This is a genomic window from Sulfurimonas sp., assembly GCF_028694605.1.
Lineage (GTDB): Bacteria > Campylobacterota > Campylobacteria > Campylobacterales > Sulfurimonadaceae > Sulfurimonas.
In genome coordinates this window covers 106,103-122,219 of sequence record NZ_JAQVKP010000001.1, presented here as the reverse complement: position 1 = coordinate 122,219, position 16,117 = coordinate 106,103, and the positions used below count along the sequence as shown (strand labels likewise).

General features: G+C 38.3%; 16 protein-coding genes. 11 read left to right on the top strand and 5 right to left on the bottom strand.

Annotation, left to right across the window (positions count from 1 at the left end; genetic code table 11):
• Window positions 1-235 precede the first annotated feature (235 nt).
• Both dnaJ and PHY84_RS00630 read left to right on the top strand, forming a co-directional pair.
• Window positions 236-1,357, top strand: a complete 1,122-nt coding sequence (gene dnaJ / locus PHY84_RS00635) for a molecular chaperone DnaJ (RefSeq protein ID WP_299856648.1) — start codon at window positions 236-238, stop codon at window positions 1,355-1,357.
• Between the two features lie 360 nt (window positions 1,358-1,717).
• Entirely contained in the window at window positions 1,718-3,763 is a 2,046-nt protein-coding gene (locus tag PHY84_RS00630; RefSeq protein WP_299856646.1) for a methyl-accepting chemotaxis protein, read from the top strand.
• Window positions 3,764-3,832: 69 nt separating this feature from the next.
• Here the strand turns inward: PHY84_RS00630 and PHY84_RS00625 are convergent, their stop codons facing one another.
• The gene (locus PHY84_RS00625) at window positions 3,833-4,078 is read right to left on the bottom strand and encodes a helix-turn-helix transcriptional regulator (protein ID WP_299856644.1); all 246 of its coding nucleotides are present in this window, start codon (window positions 4,076-4,078) and stop codon (window positions 3,833-3,835) included.
• 184 nt (window positions 4,079-4,262) lie between these two features.
• On the opposite strand from PHY84_RS00625, the gene PHY84_RS00620 reads away from it, so the two are divergent.
• Entirely contained in the window at window positions 4,263-6,221 is a 1,959-nt protein-coding gene (locus PHY84_RS00620; protein WP_299856642.1) for a methyl-accepting chemotaxis protein, read from the top strand.
• A gap of 16 nt (window positions 6,222-6,237) precedes the next feature.
• Here the strand turns inward: PHY84_RS00620 and PHY84_RS00615 are convergent, their stop codons facing one another.
• Together PHY84_RS00615 and PHY84_RS00610 are read right to left on the bottom strand one after the other, a co-directional pair.
• Window positions 6,238-6,591 (bottom strand): DsrE family protein, encoded by a 354-nt coding sequence (locus tag PHY84_RS00615; protein ID WP_299856640.1) that lies wholly within the window; start codon window positions 6,589-6,591, stop codon window positions 6,238-6,240.
• Window positions 6,592-6,593: 2 nt separating this feature from the next.
• Window positions 6,594-7,076 (bottom strand): rhodanese-like domain-containing protein, encoded by a 483-nt coding sequence (locus PHY84_RS00610; RefSeq protein ID WP_299856637.1) that lies wholly within the window; start codon window positions 7,074-7,076, stop codon window positions 6,594-6,596.
• Window positions 7,077-7,171: 95 nt separating this feature from the next.
• Here PHY84_RS00610 and PHY84_RS00605 point away from each other — a divergent pair, with 95 nt between their 5' ends.
• Both PHY84_RS00605 and PHY84_RS00600 read left to right on the top strand, forming a co-directional pair.
• Window positions 7,172-7,546: a metalloregulator ArsR/SmtB family transcription factor gene (locus PHY84_RS00605; RefSeq protein WP_299856635.1), complete on the top strand. Its 375-nt coding sequence runs from the start codon at window positions 7,172-7,174 to the stop codon at window positions 7,544-7,546.
• A 46-nt stretch (window positions 7,547-7,592) separates the two neighbouring features.
• Window positions 7,593-8,183 carry a class II aldolase and adducin N-terminal domain-containing protein gene (locus tag PHY84_RS00600; RefSeq protein WP_299856634.1) on the top strand — a complete coding sequence of 197 codons (591 nt, stop codon included), beginning with the start codon at window positions 7,593-7,595 and terminating at the stop codon, window positions 8,181-8,183.
• On the opposite strand, the gene PHY84_RS00595 is transcribed toward PHY84_RS00600, so the two are convergent.
• Together PHY84_RS00595 and PHY84_RS00590 are read right to left on the bottom strand one after the other, a co-directional pair.
• Window positions 8,180-9,478, bottom strand: coding sequence for an adenosylmethionine--8-amino-7-oxononanoate transaminase (locus tag PHY84_RS00595; protein ID WP_299856632.1), 1,299 nt, complete (start codon window positions 9,476-9,478; stop codon window positions 8,180-8,182). The genes PHY84_RS00600 and PHY84_RS00595 overlap by 4 nt on opposite strands.
• Window positions 9,475-9,822: a hypothetical protein gene (locus PHY84_RS00590; protein WP_299856630.1), complete on the bottom strand. Its 348-nt coding sequence runs from the start codon at window positions 9,820-9,822 to the stop codon at window positions 9,475-9,477. The genes PHY84_RS00595 and PHY84_RS00590 overlap by 4 nt, the downstream gene beginning before the upstream one ends.
• Before the next feature lie 174 nt (window positions 9,823-9,996).
• Here PHY84_RS00590 and PHY84_RS00585 point away from each other — a divergent pair, with 174 nt between their 5' ends.
• The 6 genes from PHY84_RS00585 to PHY84_RS00560 are packed head-to-tail and all read left to right on the top strand — an operon-like array spanning window position 9,997 to window position 16,040.
• The gene (locus tag PHY84_RS00585; RefSeq protein WP_299856628.1) at window positions 9,997-11,460 is read left to right on the top strand and encodes a peptidylprolyl isomerase; all 1,464 of its coding nucleotides are present in this window, start codon (window positions 9,997-9,999) and stop codon (window positions 11,458-11,460) included.
• A gap of 1 nt (window position 11,461) precedes the next feature.
• A complete protein-coding gene (ftsA, locus tag PHY84_RS00580) occupies window positions 11,462-12,817 on the top strand; it encodes a cell division protein FtsA (protein WP_299856626.1) in 1,356 nt (451 codons plus the stop codon).
• Between the two features lie 9 nt (window positions 12,818-12,826).
• On the top strand, window positions 12,827-13,945 hold the full coding sequence (gene ftsZ / locus PHY84_RS00575; RefSeq protein WP_299856624.1) for a cell division protein FtsZ: 1,119 nt from the start codon (window positions 12,827-12,829) through the stop codon (window positions 13,943-13,945).
• A 60-nt stretch (window positions 13,946-14,005) separates the two neighbouring features.
• Window positions 14,006-14,431, top strand: coding sequence for a hypothetical protein (locus PHY84_RS00570; protein ID WP_299856622.1), 426 nt, complete (start codon window positions 14,006-14,008; stop codon window positions 14,429-14,431).
• Between the two features lie 13 nt (window positions 14,432-14,444).
• The gene (locus tag PHY84_RS00565) at window positions 14,445-15,101 is read left to right on the top strand and encodes a Crp/Fnr family transcriptional regulator (protein ID WP_299856619.1); all 657 of its coding nucleotides are present in this window, start codon (window positions 14,445-14,447) and stop codon (window positions 15,099-15,101) included.
• A 3-nt stretch (window positions 15,102-15,104) separates the two neighbouring features.
• Window positions 15,105-16,040, top strand: a complete 936-nt coding sequence (locus tag PHY84_RS00560; protein WP_299856617.1) for a hypothetical protein — start codon at window positions 15,105-15,107, stop codon at window positions 16,038-16,040.
• The last annotated feature ends 77 nt before the right edge of the window (window positions 16,041-16,117 follow it).

Below are 16,117 nucleotides of genomic sequence, written 5' to 3'. Positions count from 1 at the left end.
AAAGAATAGTGAATTACCAACTATAGTATTAAGGGCACCTCTAAAAATTCTAACCACCTTCAGCGATAGAGCCAAGTTCACAATCAAGGCGGCTCTTTGCAGCCCTAGCTAAGGCTAAGGCAAAAAGAGGCAACGCAGAGTGTGGACTTGGCTCTATCGCTGAAGGTGGTTAGAATTTTTAGAGGTTCCCTTAAATTTTAAACGCTATAATTGCGAAAAAATTTCAAGGAAAAAGATGCAAGATTTAAGCTATTATGAGATTTTAGAGGTCTCACGAGATGCAGATCAGACAACCATCAAAAAAGCCTATAGAAAGATGGCTAAAATTTACCACCCTGACAAAAACCCGGGTGATAGCGAAGCAGAACACAAATTTAAACTATGTAATGAAGCATACCAATGCTTAAGCGATGAAAAACAAAAAAGCATTTACGACAGATACGGCAAAGAGGGACTTGCCGGCATGGGCGGACGTGGACACTCGTCTGGCGGATTTGACGATTTAGGCTCTATCTTTGAAGAGATGTTTAACGGATTTGGCGGTTCATCACGCCGCCGCCAAAACCCGTCCGATATGGAAAAGTACAACCTCGACATGAACGTTGATATGAACATCACTTTCAACGAAGCAGTTTTTGGATGCGAAAAAGAGGTAGAGTTCAAGTACAAAAACTCATGTAACAGTTGTAGCGGTACGGGAGCAAAAGACGGTAAACTCTCCACATGCAGCCAGTGCAGAGGTCAAGGGCAAGTTTTTATGAAGCAGGGCTTTATGACCTTCTCCCAAACATGTCCTGCATGCCATGGAACAGGCGCCGCTCCTACAGCACCGTGTAACAGCTGTGATGGCAAAGGCTACCATGAAGAGCGTGGCAATGTCACTATCAAAGTCCCAAAAGGCATTGACAACGGCAACCGCCTCAGAGTTTCAGGAAAAGGAAACATCGGAAAACGTGGCACAAGGGGCGACCTTTACGTCACTTTTAGCGTCAAGCCGGACAAACATTTTCAGCGAGACGGCAATGATGTTTATATCGCTATTCCCGTCTTTTTCACACAGGCAGTCGCAGGAGAGACTCTTACCATCCCATCACTCACGGGTGAGCTAGAACTCAAACTTGACATCGGAACAAAAGATAAACAGCACTTTGTGTTTAGAGGAGAAGGGATAGACGATGTTCACGGGCACGGCAAAGGAAATCTTATAGCACAGGTCAATATAACATACCCAAACAAACTCACCGACGAACAGCGAGAACTCCTCTCAAAACTCCAAGAGTCTTTTGGCATAGAATCAAAACCGCATGAAAGTGTTTTGTACTCTGCTATTGAGAAGATGAAGAGTTGGTTTAAGTAACAACATCCCTTAATTTTCGGGATGTTATACACAGTTTTAAACAATCTTAATTATTTTTACTAACAGTTTAATTTAAGTTTATTTGTATTAAAATTTCCCGTTTTTCAAAAATTGAACAAAATTAAGGTTGATTTTATGAATTTAAAAAGGGCTAATTTTTATCATTTAAATCCCCCCCCCTCAACTTTTTTAATTCAAACTCAAAACCGCCCATTCAACAACTTCTTTTTCGTTTCAAATTTTCATAAAAAAATTCATGCCCCGTTAAACCAAAGATTGACACAGACCTTCTCAGAAGCTCTCTGTAAGTTTTTAAAAATGCAAAAACTTAAAAGATAGATTGAAACAAGGGGGTTTGTGTTGAAAAAGTTATCGTTAAAAAAACAGATTGTCGGTCTGACCATTACATCACTTGTTGTACTGGCAACCATTTCCACATATGAAGCGGTAGTTGAGAGCAAAGCAGCTCTAAGAGCAGCCAATGAAAAGATGATGTCTGTATCAAGAGATATCAAAAAAAGTCAAATTGAGGGTTTTTTTACTCAAAACATCAACAATATTGACTCTATTTCTCGCTCAACAGATGTAAAAGAGTTAGTAGAAGATATGCTGCATCTGCATGAGAAGCTGGAAGTAGGTGCGACCGACCCGTACCCCGTAAAAAATGAAGAGGTAAAAGAAAAAACCAAGAAACATGAAGAGTATTTTCAAAACTACATAAAAGCATATGGCTATCACGACTTCTTTATCATCTGCGCAAAACATGGGCATGTTCTTTATAGTGCAGCAAAAGAGAGTGACTACGGTGAAAACCTGACAAGCGGCTCGTTAAAAGATAGCGGACTTGCAAAAGCATACAAAATGGCACTTCAAAACAATCGCCCGACATTTGTAGATATGACCTCTTACGCTCCAAGCAACAACGAACCTGCAATGTTTTTAGCAACTCCCGTCAAAGTTGACGGAACCATCAAAGCGGTTGTCGCACTTCAAATATCTGACAGCGCCGTCTCAAAAGTGATGAACCAAAGAATTGGATACGGAAAAACACAAGAGGATTTCTTGGTTGGGCATGACAAACTTATGAGAAGCGATAGCTTTTTACATAAAGAGACACACACCATAAAGGCATCTTTTGCAAATCCGGCTACCGGAAAAGTAGATACCGAGTCAGTCAAAGCGGCATTAAGCGGTAAAACAGGAAATATGACGGTTATTGGCTTTACCGGCGAAATGGTTACCTTTGCATATGCACCTCTTAAAATCGGACAGGATTTGACTTGGGCATTTATATCCAGAATAACCGAGAACGAAGTAATAGCAAATGCAAATGAGATGCGAGATTTGATTATTATCTCGTCGGTTATAGTTCTTCTTATTATTGTTGCCGTGGTGATGTTTTTCATCAGCAGAAGTGTTATTAAACCTATAGAGAGTTTTAAATCCAAACTTTTAGAGATTGCGCAAAGCAAGAATCTTACGCTAAAAGCAGACGAGAGCACTCCACAGGAACTCTCAGAAATGGCGCATGGCTTCAATGATTTGCTAGGCACTCTCAGAGACCTTATCGATACTTCCAAACAATCCTCAAGCGAAAATGCTTCCATATCTCATGAGCTATCCACTACAGCGATGGGTGTCGGGGAAAATGTAGAAAAGAGTGTTGTTGTTATAGATGATGCAACTAAAAAAGCAGCAGAGATAAAAGATGAGATTCAAAGAGCCGTTTATGAAGCTGCCCAGAGCAAAAAAGAGATTATCAAAGCAAATGAGAACTTGAGTGCCGCAAGAGATGAGATTATCCGTCTTACAGAAAAGGTACAAAACGCCGCCCAGCTTGAAGTAGAATTGGCTACCAGAATGGAAGCCCTCTCAAAAGAGGCAAGTGAAGTAAAAAATATCTTGGATATCATCGCAGACATCGCAGATCAGACCAACCTTCTCGCACTCAATGCCGCTATCGAAGCGGCACGTGCTGGTGAACATGGGCGAGGATTTGCCGTGGTCGCCGATGAAGTGCGTAAACTTGCAGAACGAACCCAAAGAAGCCTTACAGAGATAAATGCGACTATCAATGTTATCGTACAGTCCATCATAGATGCAAGCGGACAGATGAACTCCAACTCAGAAGATATCCAAAATCTAGCCCAAAACGCTTCAGATGCTGAGAACAAGATAAACGAAAGTGTACTCATCGTCAACAAAGCAGTCCGTGCAACCGACAGAACCGTAAGCGACTTTGAAAAGACAGGAAAAGATGTAGAATCCATAGTTTCTCAAGTCTCTCAAATCAACGAGATTTCATCTAAAAATGCAAGAAACGTAGAAGAGATAGCAGCAGCCGCAGACCACCTAAACTCTATGACAGATGAACTGCATGCGAAACTGGAGCTTTTTAGGACATAAAGAGCTTTTTCTCCATTCGCTCCGAGCTTGTCGAAGAGCAGAATGGTGTTGAAGGGACCTCCAACATCCTCAAATAATCAAGTCTCTCACGTCTATCTCAAGCGCCTTTGCTATTTTATAAAGATGCTCAAGATTAAAATGTTTTCCGTATCTGTTATTTTCGCAGTTTGAGTAAAAAGCAACAGATTTTATACCTATCTCAAGCGAAAGTTCAAGTTGCGACATTTTTTTCTCTTCTCTGAGACATTTCACTCTTGCAGATATATTTTTATATATATCGTCTATCTCTTTCTGTGAAATATTGGCAAAATTCATATCAAATTTATCCTATAGGTTAATCTTAAATTAAACTATATAGATATACAATGCCTTAGTCATTATCCTATGGAATAAATTGTGAAAAACAAAACAATTGAACCCTCTGAATAAATCAACAACTGGTCATAATATGGCACTATTTTTCAATCCCACAGGAAAACTTATAAAAAAGGAAAAAGTTATGAAAAACTCAAGCATAAAAGCAAGGTTAATGGTATTGGCACTTGTACCAATTTTGGTTATTTTAGCGCTCTCTATTGGCAAAATTCTCTTTGACATGGGCATTAAAGAAAATTTAATCACAACAAAATATCGTGTCCAAGAGGTAGAGTCCTTGGCAAAAGCAATCCACTTCATGCAAATAGAAAGAGGGCTTAGTGTAGGATTTGCAGCTTCTCATGGAGCAAAAAATGGCGACAAACTCTCCGATATAAGAGGCAAAGTAGATGGTGCAATTGCCGAGATAAAAAATGTTTACACTCAAACAAAAGGTGATAGTTCAGTTTTAAACAACCTAAACGAACTAAACCAAAAAAGAGCAGCAGTGGATGCATTCTCGCTTAACGCTCCGGATACAGGAGCTTACTTTTCCAAAACTATTGTCGCTCTCATTGATAGCGGGACAATTATTCCATCGCTTATGGATGATAAAAACGGTAGAAATGCTATCCAAGCCTATACGCATCTAGCTTCTGCAAAAGAGCAGTTAGGGCAGATAAGAGCAAATCTTAATGGCGCTTTTACAAAAGATAGTTTTGCCGGAAATACATACTTTACATTTGGCGGTTCTTTTGGAGCATACCATATTAACAGCCGCAAATTTATAACACTCGCTCCAAAAGAGCTACAAGATTTTTACAAAAACAACTTCAAAGGCGAGGCGGTTGAAAAAACATTTGCTATGATAGAAATAGCTAAAAACAAGGGGCTTGATGGAGACTTTAAAGTAGATCCGGATGTATGGTTTACAAATGTAACCGCTTCCATAGACATCCTTAGAGATGTAGAACTTGAACTCTACAGATATACCGATAAAGTCATAAATGAAAAAATTGATGAGATATCTTTTAACATTCTCTCTTTAACCATAGGTTTATTTGTAGGCATTCTTCTTTTTGCTTCACTCATACTTTTACTTATCAAAACATCTGTAAGCACCCCGATAGAACATTTTAAAGCCACTCTTATCGGTATCGGCGAGAGCCATAACCTCACCATAAAAATGGATGAAAATGCTCCGCTTGAACTAAGCCAAATGGCGCAAAGCTTCAATAAACTCTTAGCAACACTCAGAGAACTTATAGAGACATCTAAAAGCAGTTCAAGCGAAAACGCTTCCATTTCCCATGAACTCTCAACAACGGCAGTAGGCGTAGGAGAAAATGTTGAAAAAAGCGTAGTAGCCGTTAATGAAGCAACCAAAAAAGCTACGCAGATAAAAGGCGAAATTGAACTTGCAATAAGTGAAGCACAAAAGAGCAAAAAAGAGATACTCCAAGCTAATGAAAATCTCGCTCATGCAAGAGATGAGATTATCAACCTTACACACAAAGTGCAAAATTCTGCACAGCTTGAAATAGAGCTTGCCCAGCGTATGGAAACACTCTCAAAAGAGGCAAGTGACGTAAAAAATATTTTGAATATCATTGCCGACATCGCAGATCAGACAAACCTTCTCGCACTTAACGCTGCCATCGAAGCGGCACGTGCGGGAGAACATGGACGTGGGTTTGCAGTAGTCGCCGATGAAGTGCGTAAACTTGCAGAACGAACCCAAAGAAGCCTTACAGAGATAAACGCTACCATCAATGTTATCGTACAGTCCATAAGTGATGTCAGCACTCAAATGAGTTCCAATGCCCAAGATGTCCAAGAACTCTCCAACAGTGCGAGTGATGTTGAGGACAAGATAAACCAAAGTGTAGCAATTGTAAAAGAGGCGGTTCTAGCCACAGACAAAACAGTAAGCGATTTTGAAAAAACAGGCAAAAATGTTGAAACAATCGTAGAACAAGTAACCAAAATTAACGCTATTTCGGCTACAAATGCAAGAAGTGTTGAAGAGATAGCAGCAGCCGCAGACCACCTAAACTCCATGACGGATGAACTGCACGCAAAACTGGAGCTTTTTAGGACATAAAAAGCTCATTACTCTCTTAAAACGTAAGCACTTGTTTACTTTGCACAACCCAGTCTGCGAGAATTTGCATAGTTGAGGAGACTTTTTCATCAAAGTAAGGCTCATTTTTAAAAATTCCGCATCGTGCATTGCATGTGCCGCAAGCTTGGAGTGCAACTCCGCTTTCATATAGTTTTTTAAGCATCAAAACCAAGTCATGGTCGTAACTCTGAGGCTTTTGTGTTTTGTCCCTTGCCAAATCAACCGCATCATTCATCAAAAATATATTTACTTTTTCTCCATTTTTATGTAGCGTTGAAGCGAGACGCAAAGCATTCCATGTTATGTCGGAACCATCATATGGCTCATGGTTCAGTATAATTGTTACCATTTTTATTCTCCTGTTGTTAGTTTTGTGACACCCAAGCCGGTCTTTACGCTATAACCGGCTTTTGCCCAGTCGGCAAGTCCGCCTTTAAGATTTTTTACATTTTTGTAGCCCATCTTTTTGAGGGTTTGTGCCGCCAAAGCACCCCGTCCTCCATTTCTACAGTATGTAACTACTAGCATATTTTTATCAGTTATCTTATCAAGCACTTCCCACTCCAAATTTCCACGTGTAATTGAGATTGTATTGACAGAAACAAAATCATCATATATATAGCCCTCTGCCCTTTGTTCCGTTTCTCTGACATCAAGAATTACAGCGCTTTTCTCATCTTCAAACATGCCTTTTAACTCTTTTGGAGCAATCTCCGTGACCTCTTTTTTCGCCTCATTTATAAGCTCCATTTTTGCATCTGCTTGTGCAAAAACAGGAGAAAACGCCAAGAGCAACCCTATACAACAAAAAATATCCACCGCTCTTTTTTTCATTTAAAATCCCTTCTAACGTTATTTGCCTATTTAGGCATTTAACTAAATAGATATTGCTATGTTATAATTATTTCAACCATTTGTCAAGGAAAAAAATGTTAGATATGCAACAGAAAATAAAAATTTTCAAAGCGCTCGGCAATGAAACACGTTTTATGATTTTTAAAAATATTTTTACGGGCGGTTATGTATGTTCCATAGATGACAAAAGCCCTAAAACAGAGGCAAACCCACATGCCACATGCGTCACAACTATAGCTAAACATTTTAATTTCTCTCTGCCCACAATCTCGAAGCATCTGCAACTGCTCCGTGAGGCAGATATTATAAAAATGCAAAAAAAGGCAAATAAAATATATATAGAACCAAATATCCAGACGATAAAAGAGCTTGGAGGATGTTTTACAAAATTAGTGGAAAATTTTGAAACAAACAGAGAACTTTTCTTTGATGAAGTCGTTTTAAATTAATATGTATGATACACTTTTGATATTTCAAAATATATGAGCAGACAGTATGAATAAAGAACACCTCAAAAACAAACTCTCGACCCTTGCTTTAGCAATGTTTAGGAAAGATTTTTTTGGCATTTTTCATGGTTCTATTTCGGCAAAAACAGAATCAAACCGCTTTATAATCAACACAAAAGAGGCAATATTTGATGCGCTTGACGATACAACCCTCATAGAGCTTTACTACAAAAAAGATTATAGATGGAACCAAGCGAGTATTGATTCCAACATTCATCACAGCATCTACTCTCAAATATCAGACGCAAAATTTATCTGCTTCACTATGCCGCCTTTTACCACTGCTTACTCACTTGACCATAACCTCATCACACCAAGAGACTATTTTGGTTACAGTGAATTAGGTTCCGTTGATATTATAGACCCCAGAAGTTTTGATGATTGGTACGAGAGAGCAAGCAGCGAAATAGCCCACTATTTTCAGAGCAGAAAGAGCGATATTATGGTTATACGCGGCTACGGGGTCTATGCCTACAACAGAGATATTCACGAGATGGCAAAAAAAATAGCGATTCTTGAAAAAAGCTGCAGACTGCTTCTGCTTGACGCAGCGCAAAAAGACTCCTCTTTCGACTAAATCAAACTATCTATCGCCTCATACGCAACATTCATCATCACATCACACTCCTCTTTTGTGATGATATAAGGCGGCATAAAATAGATAATGTGCCCCAAAGGGCGAAGCAAAACACCTTTTTTGAGCCCATATCGATAGACCCTGAGCCCTATTCTATCCTTTGGGTCATATCCTTTAAGCTCTACGGCGCAAATCATTCCTGTCTGTCTTATAGATGCAACATTTTCAAGCTCTTTAAATTTTAAGAGTTTTTTACCCATGTATTCTGCTGTTTCTCTATTATTTTGGATTATGTTGTCTCTCTCAAAAATATCAAGAGTGGCATTTGCAGCGGCACACGCAAGAGCATTTCCAGTATAACTGTGAGAATGCAAAAATGCCTTATGCTCGTTATAGTCACAATAAAATTTTGCGTAAATATCATTTGTTGTTAGTACGACGGAGAGCGGCAGATAGCCACCGGTAAGCCCTTTAGACAAAACAAGAAAATCTGGTGTTATGTTAGCACTCTGACACGCAAACATCTCTCCCGTTCTTCCAAAACCGACCATAACTTCATCGGCAATAAAATGAATATCATATTTGGTACAGATTTCGCGTACCAACACAAGAAACTCTTTGTGATACATGTGCATATACCCCGCACCCTGTACTAAAGGCTCCAAGATAATCGCACTAATTTCATCGGCTCTTGAAGCGCATAATGCTTCAAATTCGGACGCAGCCTCTCTTGCTGCCCACAAACTCATATCTCTTGGTACGGCAGTCTGGAGACTTTGTATAAGAAGCGGTTCATAAGTCTCTTTGTAAAGTTTTACATCGCCGACACTGAGTGCACCAATCGTTTCGCCATGATATGAGTTGGTTAGTGAGACAAAAATATTTTTGATTTTTGAGTTGTTTTTGTGTGCATGAAAACTCATTTTAAGTGCTACTTCAACACCGCTTGAACCGTTGTCTGCATAAAAGCACTTCTCTAACCCTTTTGGTGTTAGTTTTACTAGCCTCTCCGAGAGCCTTATAACCTGTTCATGCGTAAAGCCCGCAAGGATTACATGCTCCAGCGTCTCCAACTGCTCTTTTATTTTTGCATTGATATAACTGTTTGTGTGTCCAAAAAGATTGACCCACCAACTGCTTATAGCATCAATATAACGATTTCCGTCAAAATCTTCAAGATAGACACCATGCGCTTTTTTTATAGGGATAAGAGGTAACCGCTCATGGTCTTTCATCTGCGTACAAGGATGCCACAGTACAGCCAAATCCCTCTGTGTCAGTTCAGTGTTATTCATTGAGACATTTGTGCTTTATACTCATCCGTATAGCATAGATTGGTACATGCCAAAAGTCCGTACAGTTCCAGCTCCAGTCCACTTAGATTAAAAAGTTCTTCACCGTCTTTACCCAAGAAAATAAATTTCTCATATTTATGGTTCTCTTTGTCAATGTATTTGGAGTAAACAACATAATGAGCATCTTGAAGTTCTGTGATTTTAGAGGATGCTTTGAGAAATTTTTCACATGTTTTATCTATTTTTTTAATCTCTAAAACATCAGATTGGATTGTATTTAAAAGTACCACCGGCAGTTTTGGCAACTCATCTTCAATGTTGGCATATTTTTTCGTCTCTCTCATAAAAAAATCCTTCTCACTTTGACAAAATAGGTGTTGATTTTACAACCTTTTGATTTACATTTCTCTTATATCAATAAAAGTCCTTTAAAGGCAGCTCAAAATTCAGCTTTATCAAGGTTTAATACGAATTTACCTAAAATTACAAAAATACCAATTTACAAGGCTTATAACTCAATGATAACATGGATGCAAAGACATAAAAAATATCTGATTGTCACTATCTGGATTTCTACTATCGCTTTTGTGGGTGCCGGATTTGTCGGATGGGGACAGTACGACTATGGCGATAAAGCCGGAGCGGTCGCAAAAGTAGGCAGTGTTGAGATTACGATGGGCGAGTTGCAAAAGAGCTACTCTGACCTTTACAACCAGTACGCACAGATATTTAAAGGAGATTTTGACGAAGAAAAAGCCAAAAGTTTTGGTTTACAATCACAAGCTCTTAATTTCCTAACACAACAAGCTCTTGTTTTAAATCTCGCAAAATCATACAGCCTTAATGTTACTGATGCAGAGTTGCTGGAACACCTTAAGTCTTTAGAGTATTTTCAAAAAGACGGTGTTTTCAACAAAGAAGTCTATAAAAGCGTTCTCTCAAAAAACAATGTTAATCTCAAAGATTACGAAGCAACTGTCAAAAAAGAGTTGCTTATCAAAAAAACGTTACAGCTTTTACCTATAAAAGAAAAAGAGAGTGAAGCAAAAATCATCGATACTGCAATTAGTATCGCTGACAAAATCAACTATAAAATACTTAAAGAAAACATAGTAACCGTTGAGACTACGGATGAGCTTTTAAAACCGTTTTGGGAAAAGATGCAAAACAAATTTATGAGCGAGGTTAGTTATGATGTCAAGTATGTCAAACAGCCAAAAATATCTAAAGAGTATGATGAAGCACTCTTGAGCGAACACTATAACGAAAATAAAGCAAACTTCAAAGACAATGAAGGGAAGATTTTAGCCCTTGATGCAGCAAAAGAAAAAATAAAAAGCGAATTAGATGCGAAAGAGACAAAAAAAGAGGCATTGAAAAAATATGTTGCTTATAAAAAAGGAGAGGTAGATGCCGCGCAACTTCAAAAAGCAACCATTTTGGCTTCCAATAACCCTTTTGGAGCAGAAGCTTTGGAGAGTATCTCAAAACTAACGCCTGCATCACCTTTTTCTAAACCTGTTGTGGTTGGCGAAGAGTACATCATCTTTGAGTTGGTTAGCACCAATGCGGCAAAACCAAAAACATTTGAAGAGGCAAAAAGTGAAGTTCTTCCTATTTATGCACATGAACAAAAAAGAAACAGTCTCTTGGAACTTGCAAAAAGCTCATTTGCTACATTTAATGGCATAACGACCGATTTTATAACAGCAAACGACTCAGATAAATTTACAGATTTAACAAAAGAGGAAGCAGATGAGTTTTTAAGTACTCTTTTCACTTCACAAGAAAAAAGAGGATATATAACTTTGGAAAGCGGAAATGTTGTTATGTATAACGTTATGGAACAAAGATTGCTTAACAATACTAACACTGACCCAAACAATTCAATTGTTAGATTGAAAAGCGGCATGTTTAATGAGGGCTTAATTAAAAACCTTCAAAACAGGTACAAAACTGAGATTTTTATCCAAGGACTCTAAGTTGAGCAGAACTATTTTAGCCATAGATATAGGTTCTACGAAAATATGTGCAATCATCGCCGAGGTGAGTGATGATAAATCTATATCTATTACAGGAGCAGGTGTCTGCAAAGCACAGGGACTTAAAAAGGGTAGTATAACAAACATCGAGCTTGCTTCAAAATCTATAAGAACAGCACTCAATGATGCAAAAAGAGTCTCCGGATCAGAAGCGAAGAGTGCTATAGTTTCTATCTCCGGAGCATATACAAAGAGCTTGAACTCAAGCGGCATTGTAAATATTCAAAACAAAGAGGTCAGTTTTAAAGAGATAGAGAGAGTTATGCAGGCTTCTCTTTATAACGCCAATATACCAAGCGAATATGAAGTGCTGCACGCTCTGCCGTACAATTTTAAAGCAGACGACCAAGACTATATTGAAGATCCGCTTGGAATGACTGCTTCGAGACTTGAGGTTGACACGCATATTATCACAACGCAAAAATCAATTCTCAACAACCTGCGCAAAGCCGTTCGCGGTGCAGGTGTTGAAGTTGAAAATATCGTACTAGCCGGATACGCATCTTCTATCGCAACGCTAAATGCAGATGAAAAAGAGCATGGTGTAGCACTCATAGATATGGGGGGTCATACAAGCAACATTGTTATTCACTCCGGAAACTCCATACGATACAACGACTTTTTGGGTGTCGGTTCCAACCATGTTACAAGCGATTTATCAATGGCTCTTCATACGCCTCTAAACATCGCAGAAAATGTAAAACTCAACTATGGCTCTCTTTTAACACCAAGCAATGATTTGATTGAAATTCCTATAATTGGAAATGAAAACTCAACACATGAGGTTTCACTGGAAGTTGTCCACAATGTTATCTATGCAAGGGTAGAAGAGACGCTTATGATTTTGGCTCAGTTAATCGAAAAAAGCGGGCTTAAAGACAAGATTGGTGCCGGTATTGTTCTCACCGGCGGTTTTTCGCAGATGGAAGGGATGCGAGAACTCGCAATTGCGACCTTTGGCTCTATCCCTGTGCGTCTTGCAAAACCAAAAGAGATGCATGGAGTCTTTGACAATCTCCGTTCACCTGAATACTCAAGTGCAATCGGTTTGGTTATTTATGCGGCTTCTGCATATACGCTCTATGAAATAGATGTCAACAAACGAGTAAGACACTCAAATGAAGTTTTTGAAGAACAACTTCCTATTAACCTTGTAAATGAACCTGAAATTCCTGTCCCTCCTTTTCAGCAAGAGAACAAAGGTATAATGGTTGATATAGGGATAAAAAAAGAGAAGAAAAAAGATGAGGCTGGGGCGTTTAGCAAATTTTGGAACTGGGCAACCCAGTTATTTTAAGGAGAAGATATGGAACCGTTTTTGATTGAAGAAGCACAAAAAGTTAGCGGGGCGAGGATAGTTGCTGTTGGAGTCGGCGGCGGCGGCGGAAATATGATTGGTCACATGATTAAAAATGGTGTTAGCGGCATAGAAATGATTATGGTAAACACTGACGCCCAAGCATTAAAAGATGCAACAAGTGCAAGAACAATCCAAATCGGAACAAAGCTTACAAAAGGTCTTGGTGCCGGCATGAAGCCTGAAATCGGCAGAGAGTCTGCTCTTGAGAGTTATGAAGAGATTAAAAGTGCGCTTGAGGGTGCCGACATCGTCTTTATCTCTGCCGGTCTTGGCGGTGGTACGGGTACCGGTGCTGCTCCTATTGTTGCAAAAATTGCAAAAGAGATTGATGCACTTACTATATCAATCGTCACAAAACCTTTTATGTTTGAGGCGCCAAAAAGATTAAAACTTGCAAAAATGGGACTTGAGGAGCTTAAAAAAGAGAGTGATTCTATAGTCGTTATCCCTAATGACAAGCTTCTTTCCATTATTGACAGAAAACTTGGCATCAAAGATAGTTTTAAAATCGTTGATGGCGTTTTAGCGCAGGCTGTTAGCGGAACTGCCGGTGTTATCTTGGCTAATGGCGACAACGACATCAATCTTGACTTTGCCGACTTGAAAACGGTAATGAGTCACAAGGGTATGGCGCTTATGGGTGTAGGCGAACATGAAGGCGAAAACGCAGCATACGAAGCGATAAAGTCGGCAATCGAATCACCGCTCCTTGACAATGTTTCTATCAATGGAGCTATGGGCGTTTTAGTACACTTTTATATGCATCCGAACTTCCCTATGATGGAAATAAATGATGCGATGATAGTAGTTCAGGAGAGTGCACATGAAGATGCAGATGTTATTTTTGGTACTTCAACGGATGAATCACTTCCTGAAGATTATGTAAAAATAACGATTGTTGCTACCGGTTTTGAAAAAGAGGCAAAAGCAGTGACAAATAATGAACATTTTATAAGTGAGTCTTCTATTCAAATTCAAAAAATACGCCCTCGTCTTGTTGTTGGCGGTGATTTAGACGGTAGCCATTTAGATATTCCTTCTTACATGAGAATACAACAAGATTAACTCCATACATTCTCTCTGCGCTGTGCGGAGAGTTAAAATTATTTACATAAAGAGAATCAGATGAAATTCCTACTTACCGCTATTTTATTTCCTATATTATCTTTTGCATCAAATATTACTACACAGGAACTGCCTCTTGATAAAATGCAAGAGCAAAATAGAGAAATTGCAAGACTTGCCGCTGCCGAACTCTCAAAATCATTGCCACAAACCATAGACAAACATACAAAACTAACAAAAGTTGAAGCACAGGATAGTACTTTAGTTTATATCTATGAAATTGATGCTGCACCAAAAAGCGATGCGCAAATCAAACAAGAAGACCACGGCAGAATGAAAAAAGCCATCACGCATGGTGTCTGCTCCGGCTCACAACGTTTTTTAAAAGCAAATATAGCTATTCGCTACATCTATAACAGTGCGCACAGTAAAAATGAACTTTTTCGCTTTGATATAGATGCCAAAAGTTGCGAAAATCTTAAATAAATAAGCTCTAAGCGTGTTCCTTAAAGATACTCTTTCCTCTTTAGATTTTTTTTCATCTTTGGCAGATGCAGAGTTGGAACTGCTTGCCTCTTTCTCGTCTGTAACCTCCTATACCAGCGGATATGTTCTTTACTATGAAAAACAAGAGAGTACTACACTTCTTTTTTTACTGCAAGGGGTCGCCAAAGCCTACAAAATTGACAAGCATAACAATGAAATATTTCTTCACTATATCTATGCACCGTCTCTAATCTCTGATATATCAAACTTAAAAAAAGAGAGGCTCCTCTCATTTTCAAACATCTCACTCGTTGAGGATTCTAAGGTTCTTGCGATTGATTATAAAAAATTTAAAGAGTTTTTTTTGGCAAAAGGGCATCTGTGTCTCGAACTTGTCAACGAAATGGTAGGAAAATCAAGTCAGCTACAGTCTCTAATCAACAGAGAGTTTATCTTTAGTTCCGTTGCAAAAGTAGCTATGATGCTTCATGATGATTTGGATATGTTCAACTCACTTAAAAGAAGTGAGATCTCATTGATTTTAAACATTCAGCCAGAAACACTCTCAAGGGTTCTTAACAGGCTCAAACGGGATGATATTATTGACTCAAAGAATGCAAAAATTATCGTTTTAAACAAAGAAGCGCTGCTATCTGTTTACGAGGAGTAGATTATGACAAAAATTAAAATTATCGGTGCACTTATCTTTCTTTTTTCACTGTTGCTTGCATTTATTTTTAGCCATACCTCAAAAAACGTAACACGCCACAATAACGAAATTGCCGTTATGAATGCACAAAAAAACTTTACGCAAGATATCTCTAAGAATATCTTTTACTTTTACAAGTATCCAGATAGTCCGTCAAAAGCTTTGGACGATTCCATAAAACTCTTTTTAGAAAATATGGACAACCAAGAAAAAGGGCTGCATAAAGATGAAAAGATAAGAAAACTATGGAACGATTTTTATCTTCACGTGCAGCGTTTTAGAGACCAGATAAAGAACAAAACTATCTATTCGACTATTCTTCTTGAAAAAGAGGTAAAAATTATTTACGATATCAATCGTGCTCTTATGGCTGCAAGTGACAACTTTATTAACGGCACTATCACACGTTTTAACCAAGAGCAAAATATCTACACCGCAGTTCAATATCTGCTTTTTTTTATTTTAGTCTCTCTTTTGCTCTATCTCTTTACGCAACTCAAAAATGTCATCACTTTTATTCAAAAATTTCTCTTAGCTTCCAAAGAGATACTTTCTCAAACTTCCATAAAAACACTCAAACCCATAGAGATAGAAGATAACAATAACGATATACTCGAAGCAAAAGAGAATTTCAATAAACTTGTACAAAAAATAAACGATTCCATCGCATCCTCCACACAATCGATGGAGCATACATACAAATCCCTTGAGATAGTAGAACAAAATATAGAAAATTTGGTAGAACTTATCTATGCAATGAGTGAAGACTCTAGGGATAAAGAGCTTAAAAAGAAAGAAGACGCCATTATCCAATCTTTTGAAGAACTAAGCATTTCGGCCAAGAAACTGAAAAATCTTAAAAGTGATTTGGACGATTTAATTACACACACTAAACCTTAAATTTTAAAATTAATTGTAAAATTTGACCGGTGTCAAATTTTAACCCTTCCCTTTTTTCTAATATACATTTGTGATTT